Annotated in this window: 17 protein-coding genes; 7 read left to right on the top strand and 10 right to left on the bottom strand. The window is 60.7% G+C overall.

All coding sequences use genetic code 11. From position 1 onward, the window contains the following. Positions 1–4: 4 nt before the first annotated feature. Positions 5–517: a formaldehyde-activating enzyme gene (gene fae, locus IFU31_RS14525; RefSeq protein WP_192103411.1), complete on the bottom strand. Its 513-nt coding sequence runs from the start codon at positions 515–517 to the stop codon at positions 5–7. Positions 518–998: 481 nt separating this feature from the next. After that, positions 999–2246, bottom strand: coding sequence for an MFS transporter (locus tag IFU31_RS14520; protein WP_192103409.1), 1248 nt, complete (start codon positions 2244–2246; stop codon positions 999–1001). A gap of 102 nt (positions 2247–2348) precedes the next feature. Between IFU31_RS14520 and IFU31_RS14515 the strand changes: the two genes are divergently transcribed. The 3 genes from IFU31_RS14515 to IFU31_RS14505 all read left to right on the top strand — a co-directional run bounded on the left by IFU31_RS14515 (position 2349) and on the right by IFU31_RS14505 (position 4923). Beyond that, complete coding sequence (locus IFU31_RS14515; protein WP_192103407.1) at positions 2349–3317, top strand: AraC family transcriptional regulator; 969 nt, start codon at positions 2349–2351, stop codon at positions 3315–3317. A gap of 194 nt (positions 3318–3511) precedes the next feature. Beyond that, complete coding sequence (locus tag IFU31_RS14510) at positions 3512–4375, top strand: LysR family transcriptional regulator (RefSeq protein WP_192103405.1); 864 nt, start codon at positions 3512–3514, stop codon at positions 4373–4375. A gap of 122 nt (positions 4376–4497) precedes the next feature. Next, positions 4498–4923 carry a VOC family protein gene (locus tag IFU31_RS14505; RefSeq protein WP_122477711.1) on the top strand — a complete coding sequence of 142 codons (426 nt, stop codon included), beginning with the start codon at positions 4498–4500 and terminating at the stop codon, positions 4921–4923. Between the two features lies 1 nt (position 4924). On the opposite strand, the gene IFU31_RS14500 is transcribed toward IFU31_RS14505, so the two are convergent. Continuing rightward, positions 4925–6196, bottom strand: coding sequence for a type II toxin-antitoxin system HipA family toxin (locus IFU31_RS14500; protein WP_122477709.1), 1272 nt, complete (start codon positions 6194–6196; stop codon positions 4925–4927). Continuing rightward, complete coding sequence (locus IFU31_RS14495) at positions 6189–6506, bottom strand: helix-turn-helix domain-containing protein (protein ID WP_122477707.1); 318 nt, start codon at positions 6504–6506, stop codon at positions 6189–6191. The genes IFU31_RS14500 and IFU31_RS14495 overlap by 8 nt, the downstream gene beginning before the upstream one ends. Before the next feature lie 346 nt (positions 6507–6852). On the opposite strand from IFU31_RS14495, the gene IFU31_RS14490 reads away from it, so the two are divergent. From IFU31_RS14490 to IFU31_RS14480, 3 genes are read left to right on the top strand one after another with little or no spacing between them, the layout of a single operon-like run. After that, the gene (locus IFU31_RS14490; protein WP_122477706.1) at positions 6853–7635 is read left to right on the top strand and encodes an endonuclease/exonuclease/phosphatase family protein; all 783 of its coding nucleotides are present in this window, start codon (positions 6853–6855) and stop codon (positions 7633–7635) included. Further along, complete coding sequence (clsB, locus tag IFU31_RS14485; RefSeq protein ID WP_192055350.1) at positions 7632–8870, top strand: cardiolipin synthase ClsB; 1239 nt, start codon at positions 7632–7634, stop codon at positions 8868–8870. The genes IFU31_RS14490 and clsB overlap by 4 nt, the downstream gene beginning before the upstream one ends. Then, positions 8867–9865 (top strand): lysylphosphatidylglycerol synthase domain-containing protein, encoded by a 999-nt coding sequence (locus IFU31_RS14480; protein WP_185793189.1) that lies wholly within the window; start codon positions 8867–8869, stop codon positions 9863–9865. The genes clsB and IFU31_RS14480 overlap by 4 nt, the downstream gene beginning before the upstream one ends. Before the next feature lie 9 nt (positions 9866–9874). Here IFU31_RS14480 and IFU31_RS14475 read toward each other — a convergent pair whose 3' ends face one another. The 5 genes from IFU31_RS14475 to IFU31_RS14455 form a co-directional block, all read right to left on the bottom strand. Beyond that, positions 9875–11878 (bottom strand): hybrid sensor histidine kinase/response regulator, encoded by a 2004-nt coding sequence (locus tag IFU31_RS14475; protein ID WP_192103403.1) that lies wholly within the window; start codon positions 11876–11878, stop codon positions 9875–9877. A gap of 111 nt (positions 11879–11989) precedes the next feature. After that, positions 11990–12985: an aldo/keto reductase gene (locus tag IFU31_RS14470; RefSeq protein WP_192103401.1), complete on the bottom strand. Its 996-nt coding sequence runs from the start codon at positions 12983–12985 to the stop codon at positions 11990–11992. A gap of 110 nt (positions 12986–13095) precedes the next feature. Beyond that, positions 13096–13947 carry a LysR family transcriptional regulator gene (locus IFU31_RS14465; protein WP_192103399.1) on the bottom strand — a complete coding sequence of 284 codons (852 nt, stop codon included), beginning with the start codon at positions 13945–13947 and terminating at the stop codon, positions 13096–13098. 178 nt (positions 13948–14125) lie between these two features. Beyond that, positions 14126–14995, bottom strand: a complete 870-nt coding sequence (locus tag IFU31_RS14460; RefSeq protein WP_185793186.1) for an NAD(P)-binding domain-containing protein — start codon at positions 14993–14995, stop codon at positions 14126–14128. Between the two features lie 16 nt (positions 14996–15011). Further along, complete coding sequence (locus tag IFU31_RS14455; protein ID WP_244657679.1) at positions 15012–15671, bottom strand: RraA family protein; 660 nt, start codon at positions 15669–15671, stop codon at positions 15012–15014. A gap of 65 nt (positions 15672–15736) precedes the next feature. Here IFU31_RS14455 and IFU31_RS14450 point away from each other — a divergent pair, with 65 nt between their 5' ends. After that, a complete protein-coding gene (locus tag IFU31_RS14450) occupies positions 15737–16636 on the top strand; it encodes a LysR family transcriptional regulator (RefSeq protein WP_185793184.1) in 900 nt (299 codons plus the stop codon). Positions 16637–16695: 59 nt separating this feature from the next. Here the strand turns inward: IFU31_RS14450 and IFU31_RS14445 are convergent, their stop codons facing one another. Beyond that, complete coding sequence (locus IFU31_RS14445) at positions 16696–18039, bottom strand: MFS transporter (protein WP_185793183.1); 1344 nt, start codon at positions 18037–18039, stop codon at positions 16696–16698. Between the last annotated feature and the right edge of the window lie 350 nt (positions 18040–18389).

Raw genomic sequence — 18389 nt, 5'->3', positions numbered from 1 at the left:
GACCTCAGGCTTTTGGCGTGTAGAAGGGGTTGCTGATGTGATAAACTACATCCGCCAATTGCGCTTTTTCCGGCTTGCCGGTCAGGGCGGCGCGGATCGCAGTTCGGCAAGCGTTGTAGTTATTCAGGTACACCGAATCCAGGTCATCACAGGCCGGGTTGACCCAGTTGGCGGTGACAATGGCCCACTCGTCTTCTGCTTCCGGCGGCAAGGTGCCGTCCAGCAGGGCTTCCAACACCGCCTTGGCAATCCCGGCCTGGGACGCGCCCCAGGTGGCGTTGCCGTGCAGGTCGCTACTGATCGCGGCCTTGTTGACGTAGAGCGTCATCGGCTTGACTGGAATGTTCGGTTGGGCGATCACCATGAACGGGCAATGCCCCTGGCTCGGCGACGCCAGGCTGTTGGCAAATGCCTGCCCCGCCGGACCGTTACGCGGCCCGATCAGGATGTTGATGTGCGCGGCATTCACGCCCGGGCCTTCGAAACCTTCACCGATGTACAGGTCGAGTTCTTTCATGAGTCGTTCCTCTTTTTGGATTTGTTTTGGGTGATCAGGCGCGCACGCGGATCTTGAAGATCGCGTGGCAAACATCAGGGTATGAAGAGCGCAACACGAGGCTGGCGAGGACGCGGCAGTAGGGTTTAGTCATGATTGCAAACGCTCTTTTTGTTTTTGATGAGCTGTGTTTGCGATTTTTTAACATCGGCAGCCGTAGGGGCTGTAACCATTAAAAGTAATGGGGATATGAGTTCTGCTCATAGCCAGAAAAATCCCGCACGGTATTAGAAGACAATTGTTCGTCAACCAGCCCTGCGTGGTAGAACGCGATTGGCACTTTATTGTGTACGTCAGGGGGCAAATTTCAATTTGGCCAGCCTTGAATCACTGCGCTAGAGCCCAGTCAAAATGTTTTTTGGGATCCGGATAGTCTTTAATCTCAAATCACTTCGCAGCGGCCCTTTGTAGGCATGCGACCCCGCCTGCCTACTGTCCGAACTCATCTCGCGCCAGCCGCTTCATCCAGGCTTCCAGCCGCAGAAGGAACGCGCACCCGCAGCGCAATCAGCAACGCAGCCAGCAGCATCACCACAGCCGCCGCTACGAATACGCCTGAGCTGCCGCCAAGGCTGAACATCGCACCGCCAGCGGCGGCGCAGGTGGCGATGGCTGATTGCACGGAAGCCACGACCATGCCTCCGGCGCTTTCCGCCTGATCAGGGACCGCGCTGGCGACCCAGTTCGACCACGCTACCGGCACACCACCGAAGGCCAAGCCCCAGATTGCCAGCAGTACCGCCTGCCCCGGCACCGAGGCTGGCAACAACACCAATGCCAGTGCTGCAAGGCCGACCAGTGCGGGCATGAGCACCAGGGTGGCCAGCGGGTTTCGTTCCAGCAGCTTGCCGGCCAACAGCGTGCCGACGAAGTTCGCCGCACCGAAGCCCAGCAGCATCAGCGACAGCCCTTGAGTGCCGATGCCGGTCGTGCCTTCAAGGAACGGCCGAACATAGGTGAACATCGCGAAGTGGCCGCTGTGCACCAGCACGCAACCGAACATCCCCATGGCAATGCCCGGACGCTGCAACACCTCGAAAATGGTACGCAGTCTTGCCGGCCGCCGCGGCGCCAGCCGCGGCAAAGTGAACGACTGGAAAGCCAGGGTCACCATGCCCACCGCCGCTGCTGCAAAGAACGCGCTGCGCCAGCCATACAGCCCGCCCAGATAGCTGCCCAGCGGCACCGCAACGACCGTGCCGATAGCGATGCCGCTGAAAATGATCGACAGCGCCCGGGGCAACAAGGCAGTTGGCACCAGGCGCATCGCTACCGCCGCTGCCATGCTCCAGAACCCGCCCAAGGCGACGCCCAACAGGATGCGCATCGACAACAGCACCGCGAAGCTGGAGGACACGGCGACCAGTAGATTGGAGGCGACCATCAAGGTAGAAAAACCCAGCAATACCCAGCGCCGGTCGATGCTGCGAGTCAGACCTGGCACCAGCAGGCCAGCGAACAGTGCCACCACTGCGGTCACTGTCACTGCCTGGCCAGCCAGCGCTTCGGATACGCCCAGGTCGGTAGCCATCAGCGTCAGCAAACTGGCCGGAAGGTACTCGGCGGTCAGCAATCCGAACACCCCCATTGCCAACGAGAAGACGGCCATCCACGCCGGCGTCGCAGGCTCTACGTCCGCGTCGATACCGGTATGGCGGTCGGATACGGTGTTGCATACACCTTCAGTCATTGCTCAGATCTCCCAATCTTGATTACGAGCGGAAGTCTAGGCGCCGAGATCTGGATGATCTATGATCTGGAATCTCTGGTTTTTGACCGAAACACCTGAACGATGTCTGCAGATCAGTTTGCTCTTTCCTCGGATCTCATCAACGAACTGTTGCGCGGCATGCGATTGCGTGGCGTCGAGTACCGGCGTATCCAGGCGGGCCCCACTTTCGGTTTGGGTTTCGCGGAAAAGTCCGGGCACGCCTGGTTCCACTTCATCGCCGTCGGCGATGCGGTGCTGCAAATGGAGGATGGCAGCACCTACGCGCTATCTGCCGGCAATGCCGTGTTCATCTCCCATGGGGCAGCCCATCAACTGTTTTCTCATCCGCACGCGCCTGTTCAAGACATCGACCGTCTGGACAGCGCACCGCTCGGTGATACCGTCAGCGAAGTGGATACCGGAACCGATGCCAGCGCCACGCCAAGCACAATATTGTTCAGCGCTTGCATGGAGTTTGAACTGGGCAGCCTCCATGGCCTTGGCCGGCTGATGCCGGGGCTGATGCTGATCGATGCCGGCGGCCAGCGTTACCCGGGGCTGGTGCCGATTCTGGCCACCATGGAGCGCGAGGTCAGCGCCGCCCGTATCGGTTTCGCCGGTATCCTTGCGCGGTTGGCCGACGTGGTAGCTGCCATGGTCGTTCGAGGCTGGGTCGAGTGCGCCTGCGGCAATGCCTCTGGGCTCGTCGCGGCCTTGCGCGACCCACGCCTGGCCGGTGCACTGCTGGCGCTTCATCAACAACCGGGTCGGGACTGGACCGTCGCGCAGTTGGCTGAGCACTGCAATACCTCGCGTTCAGCCTTCGCGGAACGCTTCCAGATAACGGTTGGCATGACGCCGCTGCGCTACGTGACCGAACTGCGAATGCGCCTTGCAAGCCAGTGGCTAACCTTGGACAGGCTGCCGATCGAAGAGGTGGCGCAGCGCTTGGGATACACCTCCCAGGCCGCGTTCAGCCGCGCGTTCAAACGCATTACCGGCAAAACGCCTGGGCTGAGCCGTAAGGTGAGGCAAGCCGAACGCAGGTAGTGGCAGCCACCGAAATCGCCACTCGCGAACGCTCGTATACCTGGTAAAAAAGAGAGGCGAAACTGGGAGCAACAGGGTGTTTTTCAGGCTGTAATTGCCGACCAGAAGTACAGTCAAAGTGCTTTTCGAGGATCCGGACAGTTTCTGGATATCCCGTCATTGCGCACCTATCCGTCAACCCGCCAAGGCACCCCATGATCCGAGAACTGAAGACCTTCATCTGCGTAGCCCAGCGAGGCACCTTTGCCGCCGCCGGCCAGCAGGTCGGGCTGACCCAGTCCGCCGTCAGCGCGCAGATCAAAGGTCTCGAGGAAACACTCGGCGTCAAGCTGTTCGACCGCACAGGCCGCTCCGCCACCCTCAATTCGGCAGGCCAACGCGCCATACCAATGGCCGAAGAAATCCTGCGCCTCTTCGAGCAAATGGGCGCGGCCGACAGTGCCAATGGTTTCCAGGGCTCGTTGCGCATCGGCGCCATCGGCACGGTTCAGACCGGTATCCTGCCGCAGGCATTGGTGGCCTTGAAATCACAGGCGCCGTTCATCGAAACCCACCTGGTGCCGGGTGTTTCGTTGAACCTGCTCAGTCAGGTGGATGCAGGTGAGCTGGACCTGGCCATCATGATCAAGCCGCCCTTCTCGCTACCCAAGGATCTGCAGGCCGAAGTGATCGCGCGCGAGGCGTTCGTGCTGATCACCGCCAAGGATGTAGCAGGCGATGATCCGCTCAAGCTTCTCGCAGAACAGCCCTTCGTGCGGTATGACCGCGGATCGTTCGGCGGCCGCCTGGTCACCCAGTTTCTCAAGGAGCAAAAGATCCACGTTCGCCAAACCCTGGAATTGGACGAGCTGGATGCGATTGTAAAGATGGTGCGCAGTGGGCTGGGCGTTTCGTTGGTGCCCAAAGCGGGCCTGTGGCTCGAACAGTCGGAGAACGTGAGAGTGCTGGAGCTGCGTGAGCTGACGTTTTTCAGAGAAATCGTGCTGGTAGCCAAGTACCGACAGAAGCATTCGCCGCTGTTCAATCTGTTTCGAGACTGCGTTCTGCAGGCGGTATAAAGCTTAACGAACGCTTGATTCATCAGAATAATTGGAGCTCGGAACCCAAGATTTGCGCTTTTACTCGGGGTATTTCCGGATAAGAATTGATAAAAATCAAAACCAGTCCAAAGGAAATCACCGTGAGCCTTTCGCCCTTCCACCTTGCAATCCCCGTGTACGACCTGGCCGCCACCCGTCACTTCTACGGTGAGGTGTTCGGTCTTGCCGAAGGCCGCTCGAGCGCACAGTGGGTAGACTTCGATTTTTACGGCCATCAATTGGTCATCCATGAGCACCCCAAGACGGCTTCGCAGGAAAGTGTGCACAGCAACGCGGTGGACGGCCACAACGTACCGGTCCCGCACTTCGGCATCATTCTGGAATGGGCGCAGTGGGAGGCCCTGGCAGAGCGCTTGAGGGCGCGCGGAACCGAGTTCGTGATCGAACCCTACATCCGCTTCCAGGGCCAGGTCGGCGAGCAGGCCACCATGTTCCTGTTCGACCCCTGTGGCAATGCGCTGGAGTTCAAGGCCTTCAAGGACATGAGCCAGCTGTTTGCCAAGTGATTCAGCTGACTGTTGCTCGCAGCCGAGCAACGTTCTCATCAATACGGTTCTGGATCATGCGCAAGGTGTCTTGAGTAATGAGCTGCGGATACAGGTCCTGAGCAATAGTCGCGAACCGGCTGGCCACATCACAAATACCCTCGATCATTTTGCTTGCGGCAGCCGGGGCGAGCTCTGCTTCCTCGGCAAGCCGCAGCATTTGCGTACGTGAAATCGCCAGCGCCTCACCCATCACATCCATCTGGTGGTATCCGCCTGGTCCTTCGCAGAACGTCACGTCGTAGGCCGGCGACAATCGCCACTGACCGTCGCGCGTCATGATGTAGGCAAAGTTCTTCGGGTGATCGTCCCGGTTGTTAAACGCGACATTGAAGACCGCACGCTCGAACGCCGTTGCCATCGCTCGCACGTCGTTGGTACACATATGCGTCGCCCGCAGGAAGTTGACGTAGTCCAATACGCCCGGTGATCTATAGTCGGCCCCGGTAAAGGCTGCGAGGCTTTGCATCGGGATGCGCAGGCCACCCCGGCGGTCAAAACGCTTGCTGGCAAACGCAGCCAACCCGCCCGGCAGACCGAAGTACTGGGTCTCGGGCGTTTCGATCCCGCACATGCGCAGGCACTCGGCATAGACCATTTCAATGGCGCACACCTCCGCATGTTCGTCCTTGGCTGGAAACTTCACCAGCCAGGCCTCGAAACCCGGCATCACCGCCGTGGTGAATCCGCCCGTTGCCGGGTCGCGATGAACAAGCGCTTTGGGCCTCGCACCCTGAGGCGAGCCGCCCACCAGAAGCAGGGTCTGCAAGAACTCACCGCCGTCTCCCTGGAGCACTTCCTGCACTTCGGTTGCAAGTTGTTCCAAAGGAATATGAACATCGGACTCCTGCCCCTCGGGTACCACCGGCTCGAACGTCATGGCGCCCATCGCATTGCTACCGATGTAGGCCAGCCGTTGCAGCGTACCGATTCGCGCCGTGCCGAGCCCACGACGCCTGAACATGCGATCCATCAGCAACATGCCCCAGCCGTCTGGTAACGCGTCGTAGACGGGTCCTGGCAAATGCCATTGGTGGTCTGGAAAATCCCGTCGCAATCGAGCACCTTTCAACGGCAGCCTGTAAGACGACAGCTCAAAGCCCTTTTCCCTGGCTTCATTGCTGTACTCGAACACGATCACCGGACGACCCGTCAGGGCAGTGGTAGACACCAGCGTGCCCCACTGCCATCGCTCGCCCCAGCCCTCGTAAAAAACGTTCACCTGCTCAGGCATTGCCAGTCTTCCTTTTAGAGCGAAGACGTTTGGCACTGTTTTCATAGCGCTGGATGTCATCGATGCTTTCCAGCCTGGGCATGAACAAGCCATCGAGCTCTTGGGCTCGACCCAATGCCATCGCCACCCTGACCAGGTTCTCGAACCCGACATTGCGTCCGGCTTCAAGGTTGGAAACGGTGTTGGTGCCTATGCCGGCGCGGGCCGCCAGATCGGCCTGGGTCATGTTCAGTGCCAGCCGCTCGGTGCGCAAGCGCCCGCAAAGGCGCTTGGCGATCTCGGCTGGCTTGTTGAAATATAAATCCAACATTGCGAAACCTCGGGGACTGTCTGGCGTAGTGACCCACATTATAGGATGGGCATGCATCCAAGGTAAAATTTAAATCCCTTATGCTGTTGGTTATGTCAATTTTATCGACTTATGCCACAACTTATTGGATTTATGATTTTTCAGGTCACATACAGTCCACATGACCTCGCCTCGCACCAGCACCCTGAGCGGACCTGAGCACGTCTGTGAAACGCATTTTCTACAGCATCAGGTCGCTCCGGCATGGGCCTGGTCTCCAATGATGGCACCGTTGAACCTTCACAATCGCTTCCGAGTCGGACCATAGGGGCCAAAGTGCCCCTGTCGTCCCCTCAGGAGCTTCAGAATGACCACCCCCAATCCTCAGCCGTTACCCCAGGACGCTGTGGCGGTAACTTCCCTGCATGTTCTGACGGTCAATACCCACAAGGGCTTCAGCCCGCTGAACCGGCGCTTCGTGCTCCCCGAGTTGCGCGAGGCTGTACGCACGCTGGGCGCCGACGTGGTGTTCCTGCAGGAAGTGCTCGGGATGCATCGCTCCCATGGCCAGCGCTACGACAACTGGTCGGACGTTCCCCAATACGAATTTCTCGCCGACAGCATGTGGCCGGTGTACGCCTACGGCCGCAACGCGGTATACCCGGACGGCGACCACGGCAACGCGCTGCTGTCCAAGTTTCCGATCGTGCGCCACGAAAACCTCGATGTGAGCGTCAATGGCACCGAGGAGCGTGGCCTGCTGCATTCGGTGCTGGCCGTACCGGGGCATGGAGAGGTGCACACCATCTGCGTGCACCTGGGGCTGCGCGAAGGCCAGCGCCAGCAGCAACTGAAGTTGCTCTGCCAGTTGCTCGACAGCCTTGATCCAAAAGCTGCCGTAATCGTCGCGGGCGATTTCAACGACTGGCGCGTGCGTGCCGACGAAGCCCTGGCGAGCTGCCACATGACCGAAGTGTTCGTCGAAGCCTTCGGCAGTGCGGCGAAGACGTTCCCGGCCCGGCTGCCACTGCTCAGGCTCGACCGCATCTACATTCGCAACGCGACAGCCCACCTGCCCAAGGTGCTGTCGCGCAAACCCTGGTCCCATCTTTCCGATCATGTGCCCCTCGCAGTGGAGGTTCGCTTATGAGCGAGCAATGGCGTGACAACAATGAAATCCAGCTGCTGATCAACGGCGAGGAGTTCTTCCCGGCGGTGTTCGAGGCTATCGGCCAGGCTCGAGAGGAAGTGTTGATCGAGACCTTCATCATCTATGAAGATGAAGTAGGCAAGGATTTGCAGCGGGTGCTGATCGAAGCGGCGCAACGCGGTGTGCGTGTGGAAGTGCTGGTGGACGGTTACGGCACGGCGGAGCTGAGCACGCAGTTCCTGCGCGAGCTGTCCGATGCGGGCGTGAAACTGCTGGCCTTCGACCCGCAGCCGCGGGTAATGGGCGTACGCACCAACCTGTTTCGTCGGCTGCACCGCAAGATTGCGGTCATCGACGGCGAAATCGGTTTCGTCGGTGGCATCAACTACAGTTCCGACCACTTGGCCGACTCCGGCGACCCAATGGCCAAGCAGGACTATGCCGTGCGTGTACGAGGCCCCATCGTGGCCGACCTGCACCGAGCCACCCTGGCACTGCTCGACCGCACCAGCAAGGTCGTGCGCGATCGTGCGCCATGGCGCTCGCGCAGCCCGTCGCCCGATGCCGACAGCGCCAGCGCGCGGCTGCTGCTGACCATTCGCGACAATAACGAGCACACCACCGATATCGAGGACCATTACCTCAAGGCGATTCGTGGTGCGCGTGAACGGATCATCATCGCCAACGCCTACTTCTTCCCCGGCTACCGTTTTCTGCGCGAACTGCGCAACGCGGCCCGGCGCGGTGTCCACGTGACCCTGATTCTGCAGGGCATGCCCGACATGCCGCTGGTGCGCCTGTGCTCGCGCCTGCTCTACAACTATCTGCTGCGTGACGGCGTGGTCATCCGCGAGTACTGCCAGCGTCCGCTGCATGGCAAGGTCGCGGTGGTGGACCGGGAATGGTCGACCGTTGGTTCCAGCAACCTCGATCCGCTGAGCCTGTCGCTCAACCTGGAAGGCAACCTGATCATCAACGACCGCCGTTTCAACCAGCGGCTGCACGATCACCTGCAGGAACTGGCCGAAAGCACCTGCAAGTCGATCAGCCTGCAACGGGTTCTGCGTGGGTACTGGTGGCGCGCGCCGATCATCTTCCTCACCTTCCACTTCCTGCGCCACTTTCCGGCCATGGTGGGGTTCATTCCAGCGCACTCGCCCAAGCTGGTGCCGTTGATCGATGTCGAACCGCAGCATTGCCAGGCGCCGTCGCTGGATCACAAGGAGACGGTATGACGACTTCATCGCAGAGCGCGCCGAAGGCCTCGCCGAAATCCAGCAAGTGGGTATGGGCCAAGCGCATCATGACCGTGCTGTGCTTCATCCTGGTCCCGGTGCTGGTGTTCATGCTGGTGAAAAACCTCGACTGGCAGGAGGTCAAGCATGCGCTGAGCTCCTACAAGATGAGTACCTTGTTGATCGGTGCCGGCATCGTCGCGGCCAGCTACCTGACGTTCGCCAGCTATGACTTGCTGGCCAAGCGCTATATCGGCCACGAAGTGCCCAGTCGGCAGGTGCTGCCATTGGCCTTCGTGTGCTATGCATTCAACCTCAACCTGGGCTCGTGGGTCGGTGGGATTGCCCTGCGTTATCGCCTGTACTCCAAGCTGGGTCTGGATGTGCCGGCCATTACCAAGATTCTCAGCCTGTGTCTGATCACCAACTGGCTGGGCTACCTGTTCGTGGCCGGTACACTGTTCGCCATGGGCCTGCCGGCGCTTCCCGAAGGTTTCAAGATCGGCAGTACCGGGCTACAGATCATCGGCGTGGTGATCATCCTGCTTGGCCTGGCGTACCTGGCGGCCTGCCGCTTCTCGAAGAAACGCACCTGGACGATACGCAAGCAGGAGATTCTTCTGCCGTCGTTCAAGATGGCGCTGACCCAAGCTTGTCTGGGCGCGTTGAACTGGAGCCTGATGGGCTTGCTGGTGTGGTCTTTGCTGCCCGAGAAGGTCGGCTACCCGACCATTCTGGCGATCCTGCTGATCAGCAGCATTGCCGGTGTGATCACCCATATCCCAGCCGGCCTGGGTGTGCTGGAGACCATCTTCATCACCCTGCTGCAAGGGCAATACTCCAAAGGTGCGCTGCTGGCCGCATTGATCGCCTACCGGGCGCTGTATTTCCTGCTGCCGCTGGCGATTGCTTGCGTGGTGTACCTGGTGCTGGAGAAACGCACCCGAACCATCGAGAAAGACCGCGAATCGGGCGCCAGCAGCGGCGCCGGATAGCGGTATGAGCTAACGCCTGACCAACATCGAGCGCACGGTGTGGGTCAGGTGGTCCAGGCTGAACGGCTTGGTCAGCACATGAGCAACAGCTTCGGGCAACTCGTCCATGGCTGCGGTCTGATCCACATAGCCGGTAATGAACAGTACCTTCAGACCCGGCTCCATCGCCCAGGCAGCATCCGCCACCTGACGACCATCGAGCCCACCCGGCAAGCCGATATCGGTGATCAACAGGTCGGCCTTCAGGCCGCCTTGCACCAGTGACAGGCCCTCTACGCCATTGGCCGCTTCCAGCACTCGATAGCCCTTCTCCCGCAACGCCTCGCCCACCATCTGCCGCAACGTTCCTTCGTCGTCGATCAAAACGATGGTTTCACCGGTGGCTTCGGTGTCTATCAGGGCTCCGGTCAGTACCGGCAGCGTCGCACCGATCTCGCCGGTGTGTCGCGGCAGGAACAGGTGCATTGCGGTGCCCTGCCCCAGTGAGGAATCGACGCGAATCTGCCCGCCCGACTGGCGTACGAAGCCGTACACCATCGACAGGCCCAGGCCGGTGCCCTGACCCAATGGCTTGGTGGTGAAGAACGGATCGAATACCCGTGCGATGGTCTGCGGATCCATGCCGGTGCCGCTGTCGGTCACACTCAGGCACACGTACTGGCCCGGCTGCAGATCGTTCTCGGTGCGGGCTCGGGCGAACTGATGGTGATTGCGCGCGCGCAACCACAGGCTGCCGCCCCCCGGCATTGCATCACGGGCGTTGATGCAGAGGTTGAGCAATGCGCTTTCCAACTGGTTGGCGTCGACGCGCACCCACCAGACATCGTCGTCGCCCTGGGCACTGAACTCGATGCTCGGGCCCAGCGTCTGGCGTACCAGGTCTTCGAGGTCGGCGATCAGGGCCTTGGGCTCGACAGCCCGTGGCGCCAGGGTTTGACGACGCGAGAACGCCAGCAGCCGATGAGTCAGGGTGGCGGCCCGGGCCGAGGCCCCCTGTGCAGCGTCGATGTAACGCTTGAGCTCGCCGATGCGGCCCTGTTCGACACGTTGGCGCAGCAGTTCCAGGCTGGCGCTGATGCCGGTCAGCAGGTTGTTGAAGTCGTGGGCAAGCCCGCCGGTCAACTGCCCGACCGCTTCCATCTTGAGGCTGTGGCGCAGTTGTTCTTCGACCTGCTGCAGCATCAGCGCACGCTCGCGCTCTTCGGTCACGTCGCGGCCTACGGAGTGGAATGAGTCTTCGGCAGGCACCGCTGCCCAGGCAATCCAACGGTAACTGCCGTCGCGGTGGCGCAGGCGGCAGGTCATGTCATGCAGGCGTTCGCCGCGATACAGCGGCACCATCGCAACCGCTACCGCTTCATGATCGTCGGGGTGGATCAGGTCGATGGCGTGCCGGCCAACCAGGTCCTCGGCGCTCCAGCCCAGCACCCGCGACCAGGCCGGATTGATGGCTGTGATTTCGAGCCTGCGGCTGGCCACCAACATGATGTCGGATGAAAGGTCCCAGAACCGGTTACGTTCGGCCGTACGCGCCACCGCTTCGCGCTCGAAGCCTTCGGCTGCCTGCTCGGCCCTGTCCCTGGCCTGCAATGTTGCAGTGGTTTCGATGACCGTGTCGAGCATGCCCACGATGGTGCCATGTTCGTCGCGTACCGGGCTGTAGCAGAAGGTGAAATACGCCTGCTCGGCTCTGCCGTTGCGCTGGATGACCAGCGGGAAGTCCTCGATGAAAGTCGCTTCGCCCTGGAAGGCGCGCGTCATTATCGGCTCGATGTCGTCCCACACTTCGTTCCAGACGATGTGCATCGGCACCCCGAGCGCCGGCGGCTTGCCCGCCAGCAAGGGCTCGAACGCATCGTTGTACAGGGTGATGCGCTCGTCCCCCCAGGCCAGACAGCCGGGGAACCGCGATGCCAGCAGCATATCGACGGCAATGCGCAACACGGCAGGCCAACTGTGGATCGGCCCCAGCGGCGTCGCGGCCCAGTCGTGGCAGCGTACTTTCTCGCTCATGCCCTCTCGGGAAAAGGGAAACGGGTGGGTCATGTTCAACTCAGGCAGTGGATCGCACAGCAACGATAGCATCCGCGCGATTCTTCGGCGACCCACCTGCGCCCAGCGCTGTCAGGCAAAACCGGTCACCACGTGTGGCACGTAGGGGCCTTCGAGCCGCGCCGTTTCCTCTTCGCTCAACGACAGTTGCAGTGCAGCCAGGGCATCGTCCAACTGCACGGCCTTGGAAGCACCGACGATGGGCGCCGACACGCCGCGCTTGTTCAACACCCACGCCAGCGCCACCTGCGCCATGGGCACGCCGCGTTCCTTGGCGATCTGCTCGACCACTTCGATCACCTTGCCATCCTCGACCTCGGTGGCAGCATAGAACGACTGCCCGGAAATGTCGGTGCGGGTGCGTTCGGTCCGCATGCCGTGCGGGCGCGTCAGCCGGCCGCGGGCCATCGGGCTCCAGGGCATCAGGCCGACGCCCTGATCCAGGCACAGGGGAATCATTTCGCGCTCTTCTTCGCGATAGATGAGGTTGAGGTAGTTCTGCATCGAGACGAACCGGCTCCAACCGTGGCTGGCCGCGACCTGTTGGGCCTTGGCGAACTGCCAGGCGTACATCGACGAGGCCCCGATGTAGCGCGCCTTGCCCGCTTTCACCACGTCGTGCAGGGCTTCCATGGTTTCTTCGATGGGCGTGTGATAGTCCCAGCGATGGATCTGATAAAGATCGACGTAGTCGGTGCCCAGCCGCTGCAGGCTGGCATCGATGCTGGCCATGATCGCCTTGCGCGACAGGCCCTGCTCATTGGGCTTTTTCGAGCCTTCCCACATGTTGGCCGGAAAGAACACCTTGGTGGCGATCACGGTTTCCTCGCGACGGGTGAACTCCTTGAGCAATTTGCCGACGATGACTTCGGAAGTGCCGGCCGAGTAACTGTTGGCCGTGTCGAAGAAGTTGATGCCCTGCTCCACCGCATGCTTGATGATCGGCCGACTGGCATCCTCGTCCAAGGTCCAGGGGTGGGTGCCGGCATCGGGCTCGCCGAAGGTCATGCAGCCCAGGCACAGGCGGGAAATGTCCAGGCCGGTGTTGCCCAGCTTGACGTAGTTCATGGAGAGGCTCCTGCGGAGGACCGCGCGACATGCCGGTCCGATGCCTTTACCTTAGCGCCCACTCCTATCAGACATAACCCCCAGGCGTCGCACCTGAGCTATGCAGAAATTCACAAGCGTGGCAGCACTGCCATGCAATGCCGCACGAATTCGCTGACCGCCTGGATGCGTGGCGTGGCGCGCACGTCTTCGTGGAACGCCATCCAGACCTCGATGTTCAAGGTGGCCGCTTCAGGGTCGACCCGTTGCAGGCCATGTTCGGCGGCAATGAACGCCGGCAGGCAGACGATACCCGCGGCGCCGGCGGCAGCCAGTGCCTGCACGCGCAGGTCGTTGCTGCACAGCACGAATTCGCCGTCCTCGGCCTGCTCGACCAGCCAGCGATGCTGAAGGGATTTGGCTTGCGAAGCGTCGTAGCCAATGAAACGCGGCTTCGCTGACTGCGCCAGGTAGGCAGGGCTGGCGTACAGCGCATAGTCCAGGTGCCCGAGCAGACTCGCCACCAATGTCGACTCCAGCGGCCGGGCCAGGCTGACGGCGACATCTGCCTCCCGGCGCGCCAGCGAGGTGCGCGATTTGGTGCCCACCAGGCGCAGCGACAACGCCGGATGCTGCGCCAGCAGGGTACCGGCGTGGGGCGCAATCAGGCTGCCCAGCAATACGGGCGGTGCCGACAGCACCACTTCGCCCTGCACGTCCGGCTGATCGGCGCCCGCGTAATGCTCAAGGGCGAACGAAGAGGTGCTCATCTGCTCGGCGAACTCGGCAATCCGTAACCCTTGGTGGGTCAGCACGTAGGCACGCGAGCGGCGATCGACCAGCTTGAGGTTGAGCGCGGTTTCCAGTGACGCAATGCGCCGCGCCACGGTGGCATGGTCCACCGCCAGCGCCCTGGCCGCCGCCGTCAACGAGCCCGCCCGCACGAAGGCCGCAAAGTGCCTCAGATCTTCCCAATCGAACATGGATACCTCGCCTGTGATCAGGCCATGATACCCCCACCCCCCTTCAAAACGCGCAAATGCCCTGTAGGAGCGGTCCGCGGCCGCGAACCAGACGCCACGGAGCATCAGGCAAACTACGGGGCCCTTTTCGCGGCCGATGACCGCTCCCACAGGGAACACAAGCTACGTCACCGCGCAGTCATCTGGATACTTCGTTGACCTTGAACAACCACTCGAATGCCTGCGGCAGCGTGGGTGTTGCCACATCGATCGGATTCGCGGCGATCTGGTCGGTCGTGCGCTGGAAGAGATCCCTGACCCCCGGCAGCACCGCGACCGGCATGTCAGCGGCACGCAACTGCCGCTCAGCTTCTTCGACTTCCTTCAAGCGACGCGGCGCATGCAGTACATGGGTGCGGATCAGGGCACCGAGAAAATCGCGCAGGCTTGCCTGATCAATGTCGCTCAAAGCGTCGTGCAACTTGTCACTGACGCCTTGCTTCTCCGCGGCCATGAAACATTCGATAGTCAGGGCTTCCAAGCCTTTGGTGAATACGCTTCTGAGGATCTTCAGGGCCGCCGCATCACCGGCTGCGCCGTGCTCCACTGGTTTGAGCGGCGCGCCGGCGAAGGCGAACAACGTCAGGGCGCGCTCGATACCAGTGCCGGCGCCCAGCAAGTTGGTTTTTTCGTGCGTCAGCGCAATCGCACCGAGGATGGCCACATCGACATAACTCACGTCGAATTCTGCGGCACGTTGCGCCGCCGTCCTGATCAATGCGGGATCGGCAGTGGTCATGTCCACATATAAAGCGTCCTTGGCCATATGCGCGAGCGCCTGCTCGGCGACGGACAGCGACACCGTACCAAACACGCACGATACCAGTACGTCACAGCTTGGCGCGATGTCTGCAACCGATGTACAGATATCGCTGCCTGCCTGCGCAGCAAAGGCCGCCGCAGCAGCGGACGGCTTCAGATCGCACAAAACGACTTCGTGCCCAGCTGCCGCCCAGGGTCTTGCATAGGTCAGTCCGACTTCGCCTGCACCGATAATTCCGATTTTCATGCTGTATCTCCTGCAATCAGTGAGCGGCGTAGGCGCCCTTGTAAGTGCCTGCGGCGATCTGCGCCATCATTTCCGCTTCCTTTTGTTCGGTCGCATGACAGGCGCTCAACAGCTCGGCCGCGCGCGATGCGGCGAAGGCGACGATGCCATCGTGGTCACCGACGACGAAGTCGCCCGGCGACACGATCATCCCATCGATGCTCACTGGAACGTTTATCTCACCAGGTCCGTTCTTGTAGGGGCCCAGATGAATGCCGGCCCGCGCGAACATCGGAAACATACCCTTGCCAATGGTTGCCAGATCGCGAATCGCGCCGTCAATCACCACACCCGCCGCGCCACGTTTTTCAGCAATCGCCGCCATGATGTCGCCCATCAATGCACGGCTGACATCGCCGCCGCCATCGACCACCAGTACGTGGCCAGGTTCGAGCAGTTCAAGGGCCTGATGAATGGCTCGGTTATCGCCATTGGCTACTTTTACCGTCAAAGCGATACCAGCCATGGTCCCTTCGATCTTGTGAAAGGGGCGCAACGCTGCGCCCGGCAAACGATCCAGACAGTCACTGATGATCGAAGTGGAGGTGCGGGCAAATGCGGTTACCAGTTCTTCACGTTCGGATGAGGCGAGTACGGCAGTCATAGACAGTTCTCCGATGGCAGATAACACCAGCATAAACAGGCTATGAAATAGAAAAAGCGATATTATTCAATATCCAATCATTCTATTAAGGAATGGACATGATCACCCTGCGCCAATTGCTTGCTTTACACTGGATAGAGCGGCTCGGAACTTTCGAGCGCGCTGCAGAGCACCTGAGCACCACTCAGTCCGCCATATCCAAACGCGTTCAGGAACTCGAGGCGTCGACCGGCATGCAGCTGTTCGACCGTTCGCAACGCGGCGCCCGGTTGACCAGCGCTGGCGAGGAACTGTTAGTGATAGCGCGGGAAATGCTCGGGCTCGCCGAGCGCATCGACTCCCTCAAGGACGGTACCCAAGTGGTGAAGCGCCGGCTCAGGTTGGGTGTGACCGAACTGACCGCATGGACTTGGCTGCCGCGATTGGTGACGCGGCTGGTAACCGATTATCCGGGACTCATTATCGAGCCAGAGGTCGACATGAGCCGCAACCTCCATGAAAAGCTCATGGACGACATGATCGACCTGATCATCATTCCCGACACCTTTACCGCGCCGGAAGTGACCTCTGTCGCCTTGGGCGAGGTCGAGAATGCCTGGATGGCCGCACCGGGCCTGATAGGCCACGATGAGGTGCTGGACCTCGCGGAACTGGCGAAATACCCAATGCTGGTTCAAGGCAAGAAATCGGGCTCGGGACTGTTCGTGAACAAATGGCTGCGTACCTTGGGCGTCGACCTGCCCAAGACGCTGTCCTCGGACAGTCTGACCGCCATGCTCGGACTGACAGCCGCAGGCTTGGGTGTGACTTATCTGCCGTTGGAATGCTTTCGGCCATTGGTGGACGAGGGCAAACTTAACATCATCCGCACAACCCCCACATTACCCCCAGTGCCCTACAAGGCGATGTATCGAAACGATCGCCCTTCAGCGTTCATGACCGAGGTGTCGGGGCTGGCAGTAGAGCTGTGCGACTTCACTCGCCAGTTGCAACGATGAGCCCGGGGCACCGTGCATTCGGCGCCCCATTGCGTATTACCAGGATCAACGCAACGTTGTCATTGCGCGGCGGGCTCGACCTGATCAGCCGGTTCGGCAATGGTCAGCACGAAGGCCAGGGCCGCCAGCGAGCAGATCCCCAGGAAAATGAAGACCGCTGTCCAACTGTAGCTGTCCAGCAGAAAGCCGGTGACCAGGGGTGCTATTGCTCCGCCCGCCTGCCCTGCGCTGTTGACCAACGAGGCCGCAACCGGGTAAGTGGAGCGGCTGGTCAGGCCCATGGAATAGACCGAAAACGACGAGTAACCGATGTTCAGCAGGAAGCCCGTGCCGAACAACAGCAAGCTTACTGCCAACAGCCCGTTGGGCGCATAAACCAAGGCCACCATCATCACGCAAGTGGCCACCGCGCTGATCATCATGGTGGGCTTGCGACGACGGTCCAGAATCCGGTCCGAGAACCAGCCGCCGACGATGTTGCCCAGTACTCCACCGGCAAACGGCAGTGCGGCGATGAAGCCAACCTGCATCAGTTCGAAGTGCTTCACTTCGCTCAGGTACTTGGGTAGCCAGGCCAGCAGCACATTGACCACGCCTGTCATCAGCAAATAACCCAGGCCACAGCCCCAGATGTTCCAGGAGGCAAATACCGATTTAGAGGAAGCCAGGGGTGCCACTCGCTGGTAGCGCAGCACTTTGTCCAACGCGCCGAAATCTCGCTGACGGCGCTTGGGCCCGCTCTCGGCCGGGGTCTGATCTTCGATATGATCGGCTTCGGCACCGTTGACCCGCTTGCAGGCACGGGGATCGTTTGGCACTACCCACCACCAGATCAATGCCAGCAGCAGGCCGGGGATGGCGAAGACGATGAACATGGTGCGCCAGTCGTAAAGCATGATGATGGCGGCGCCCACGGGTGGGGCTATGACGGCGCCCATCTTGGCGGCAGAAAGGAATGCGCCCGTGGCCAAGCCCTTCTCACCCGCTGGAAACCAGCGATTGATGGTGCTGAGCATGGACAGCGGGAGTGCGGCTTCGGCGATGCCCAAGGCGGACCGATAGAGTTTGATCATGCCGAAGTTATGCGCGGTTCCGATCAACAGGGTGACGATCGACGTCAGCGTGATCGACACCGGCGCGACGAGCCGCACGCCAAACCGGCTAATGATGAAGCCTGCCGGAATCTGACCCAGTGAATAGAACAGGAAAAACGCACTGACGAGCATGCCAGCCTGCGCGTTGCTGGCGCCAAATTCCTTCTGAATATACGGCAGAGCGATGCCGATATTAGCGCGATCGGCAGCGGCCAGCATGTACACCACGACGATCACCGACAGCACTATCCAGCGATACTTCGACCTGGCCGACCGAGCGGCGGCCTCGGTGTGGGCTAATTCGACCATGAGCGTTCCTTTATTATGTTTGTTCGATGGTCAATCTTGGCCAGCTGCGCGAAATAGAAAAAGCGATAAATAAGCACATTCATTCATTCTCTATTGGCATGACACGGCGCACAAGTGTGCCCGCGTCGTTCACGCCGATGCACCGCCAACCGTGCTTCCCGACAACAACGCGAGGTTGAATCCGATCACCTGCGCCACGCGCGCCGAGCATGGTTGGCTTTTCAGCCGGGTTCTATCCCCAGTTCTACGGGCAGTCAGACGAGACCGCCCGTGCCACAAAAAAACACTTGCCGAAGCTCGTTCTTGGTATACCATAATACCAGATACAAACCCTCCAAGAAGGAAACAGG

Origin of the sequence: Pseudomonas sp. CFBP 13602, from assembly GCF_014842725.1 — a bacterium.
Classification (GTDB): domain Bacteria; phylum Pseudomonadota; class Gammaproteobacteria; order Pseudomonadales; family Pseudomonadaceae; genus Aquipseudomonas; species Aquipseudomonas baltica.
Note: the sequence above shows the minus strand (reverse complement) of the source record. Positions and strands in the feature narration are given on the sequence as shown.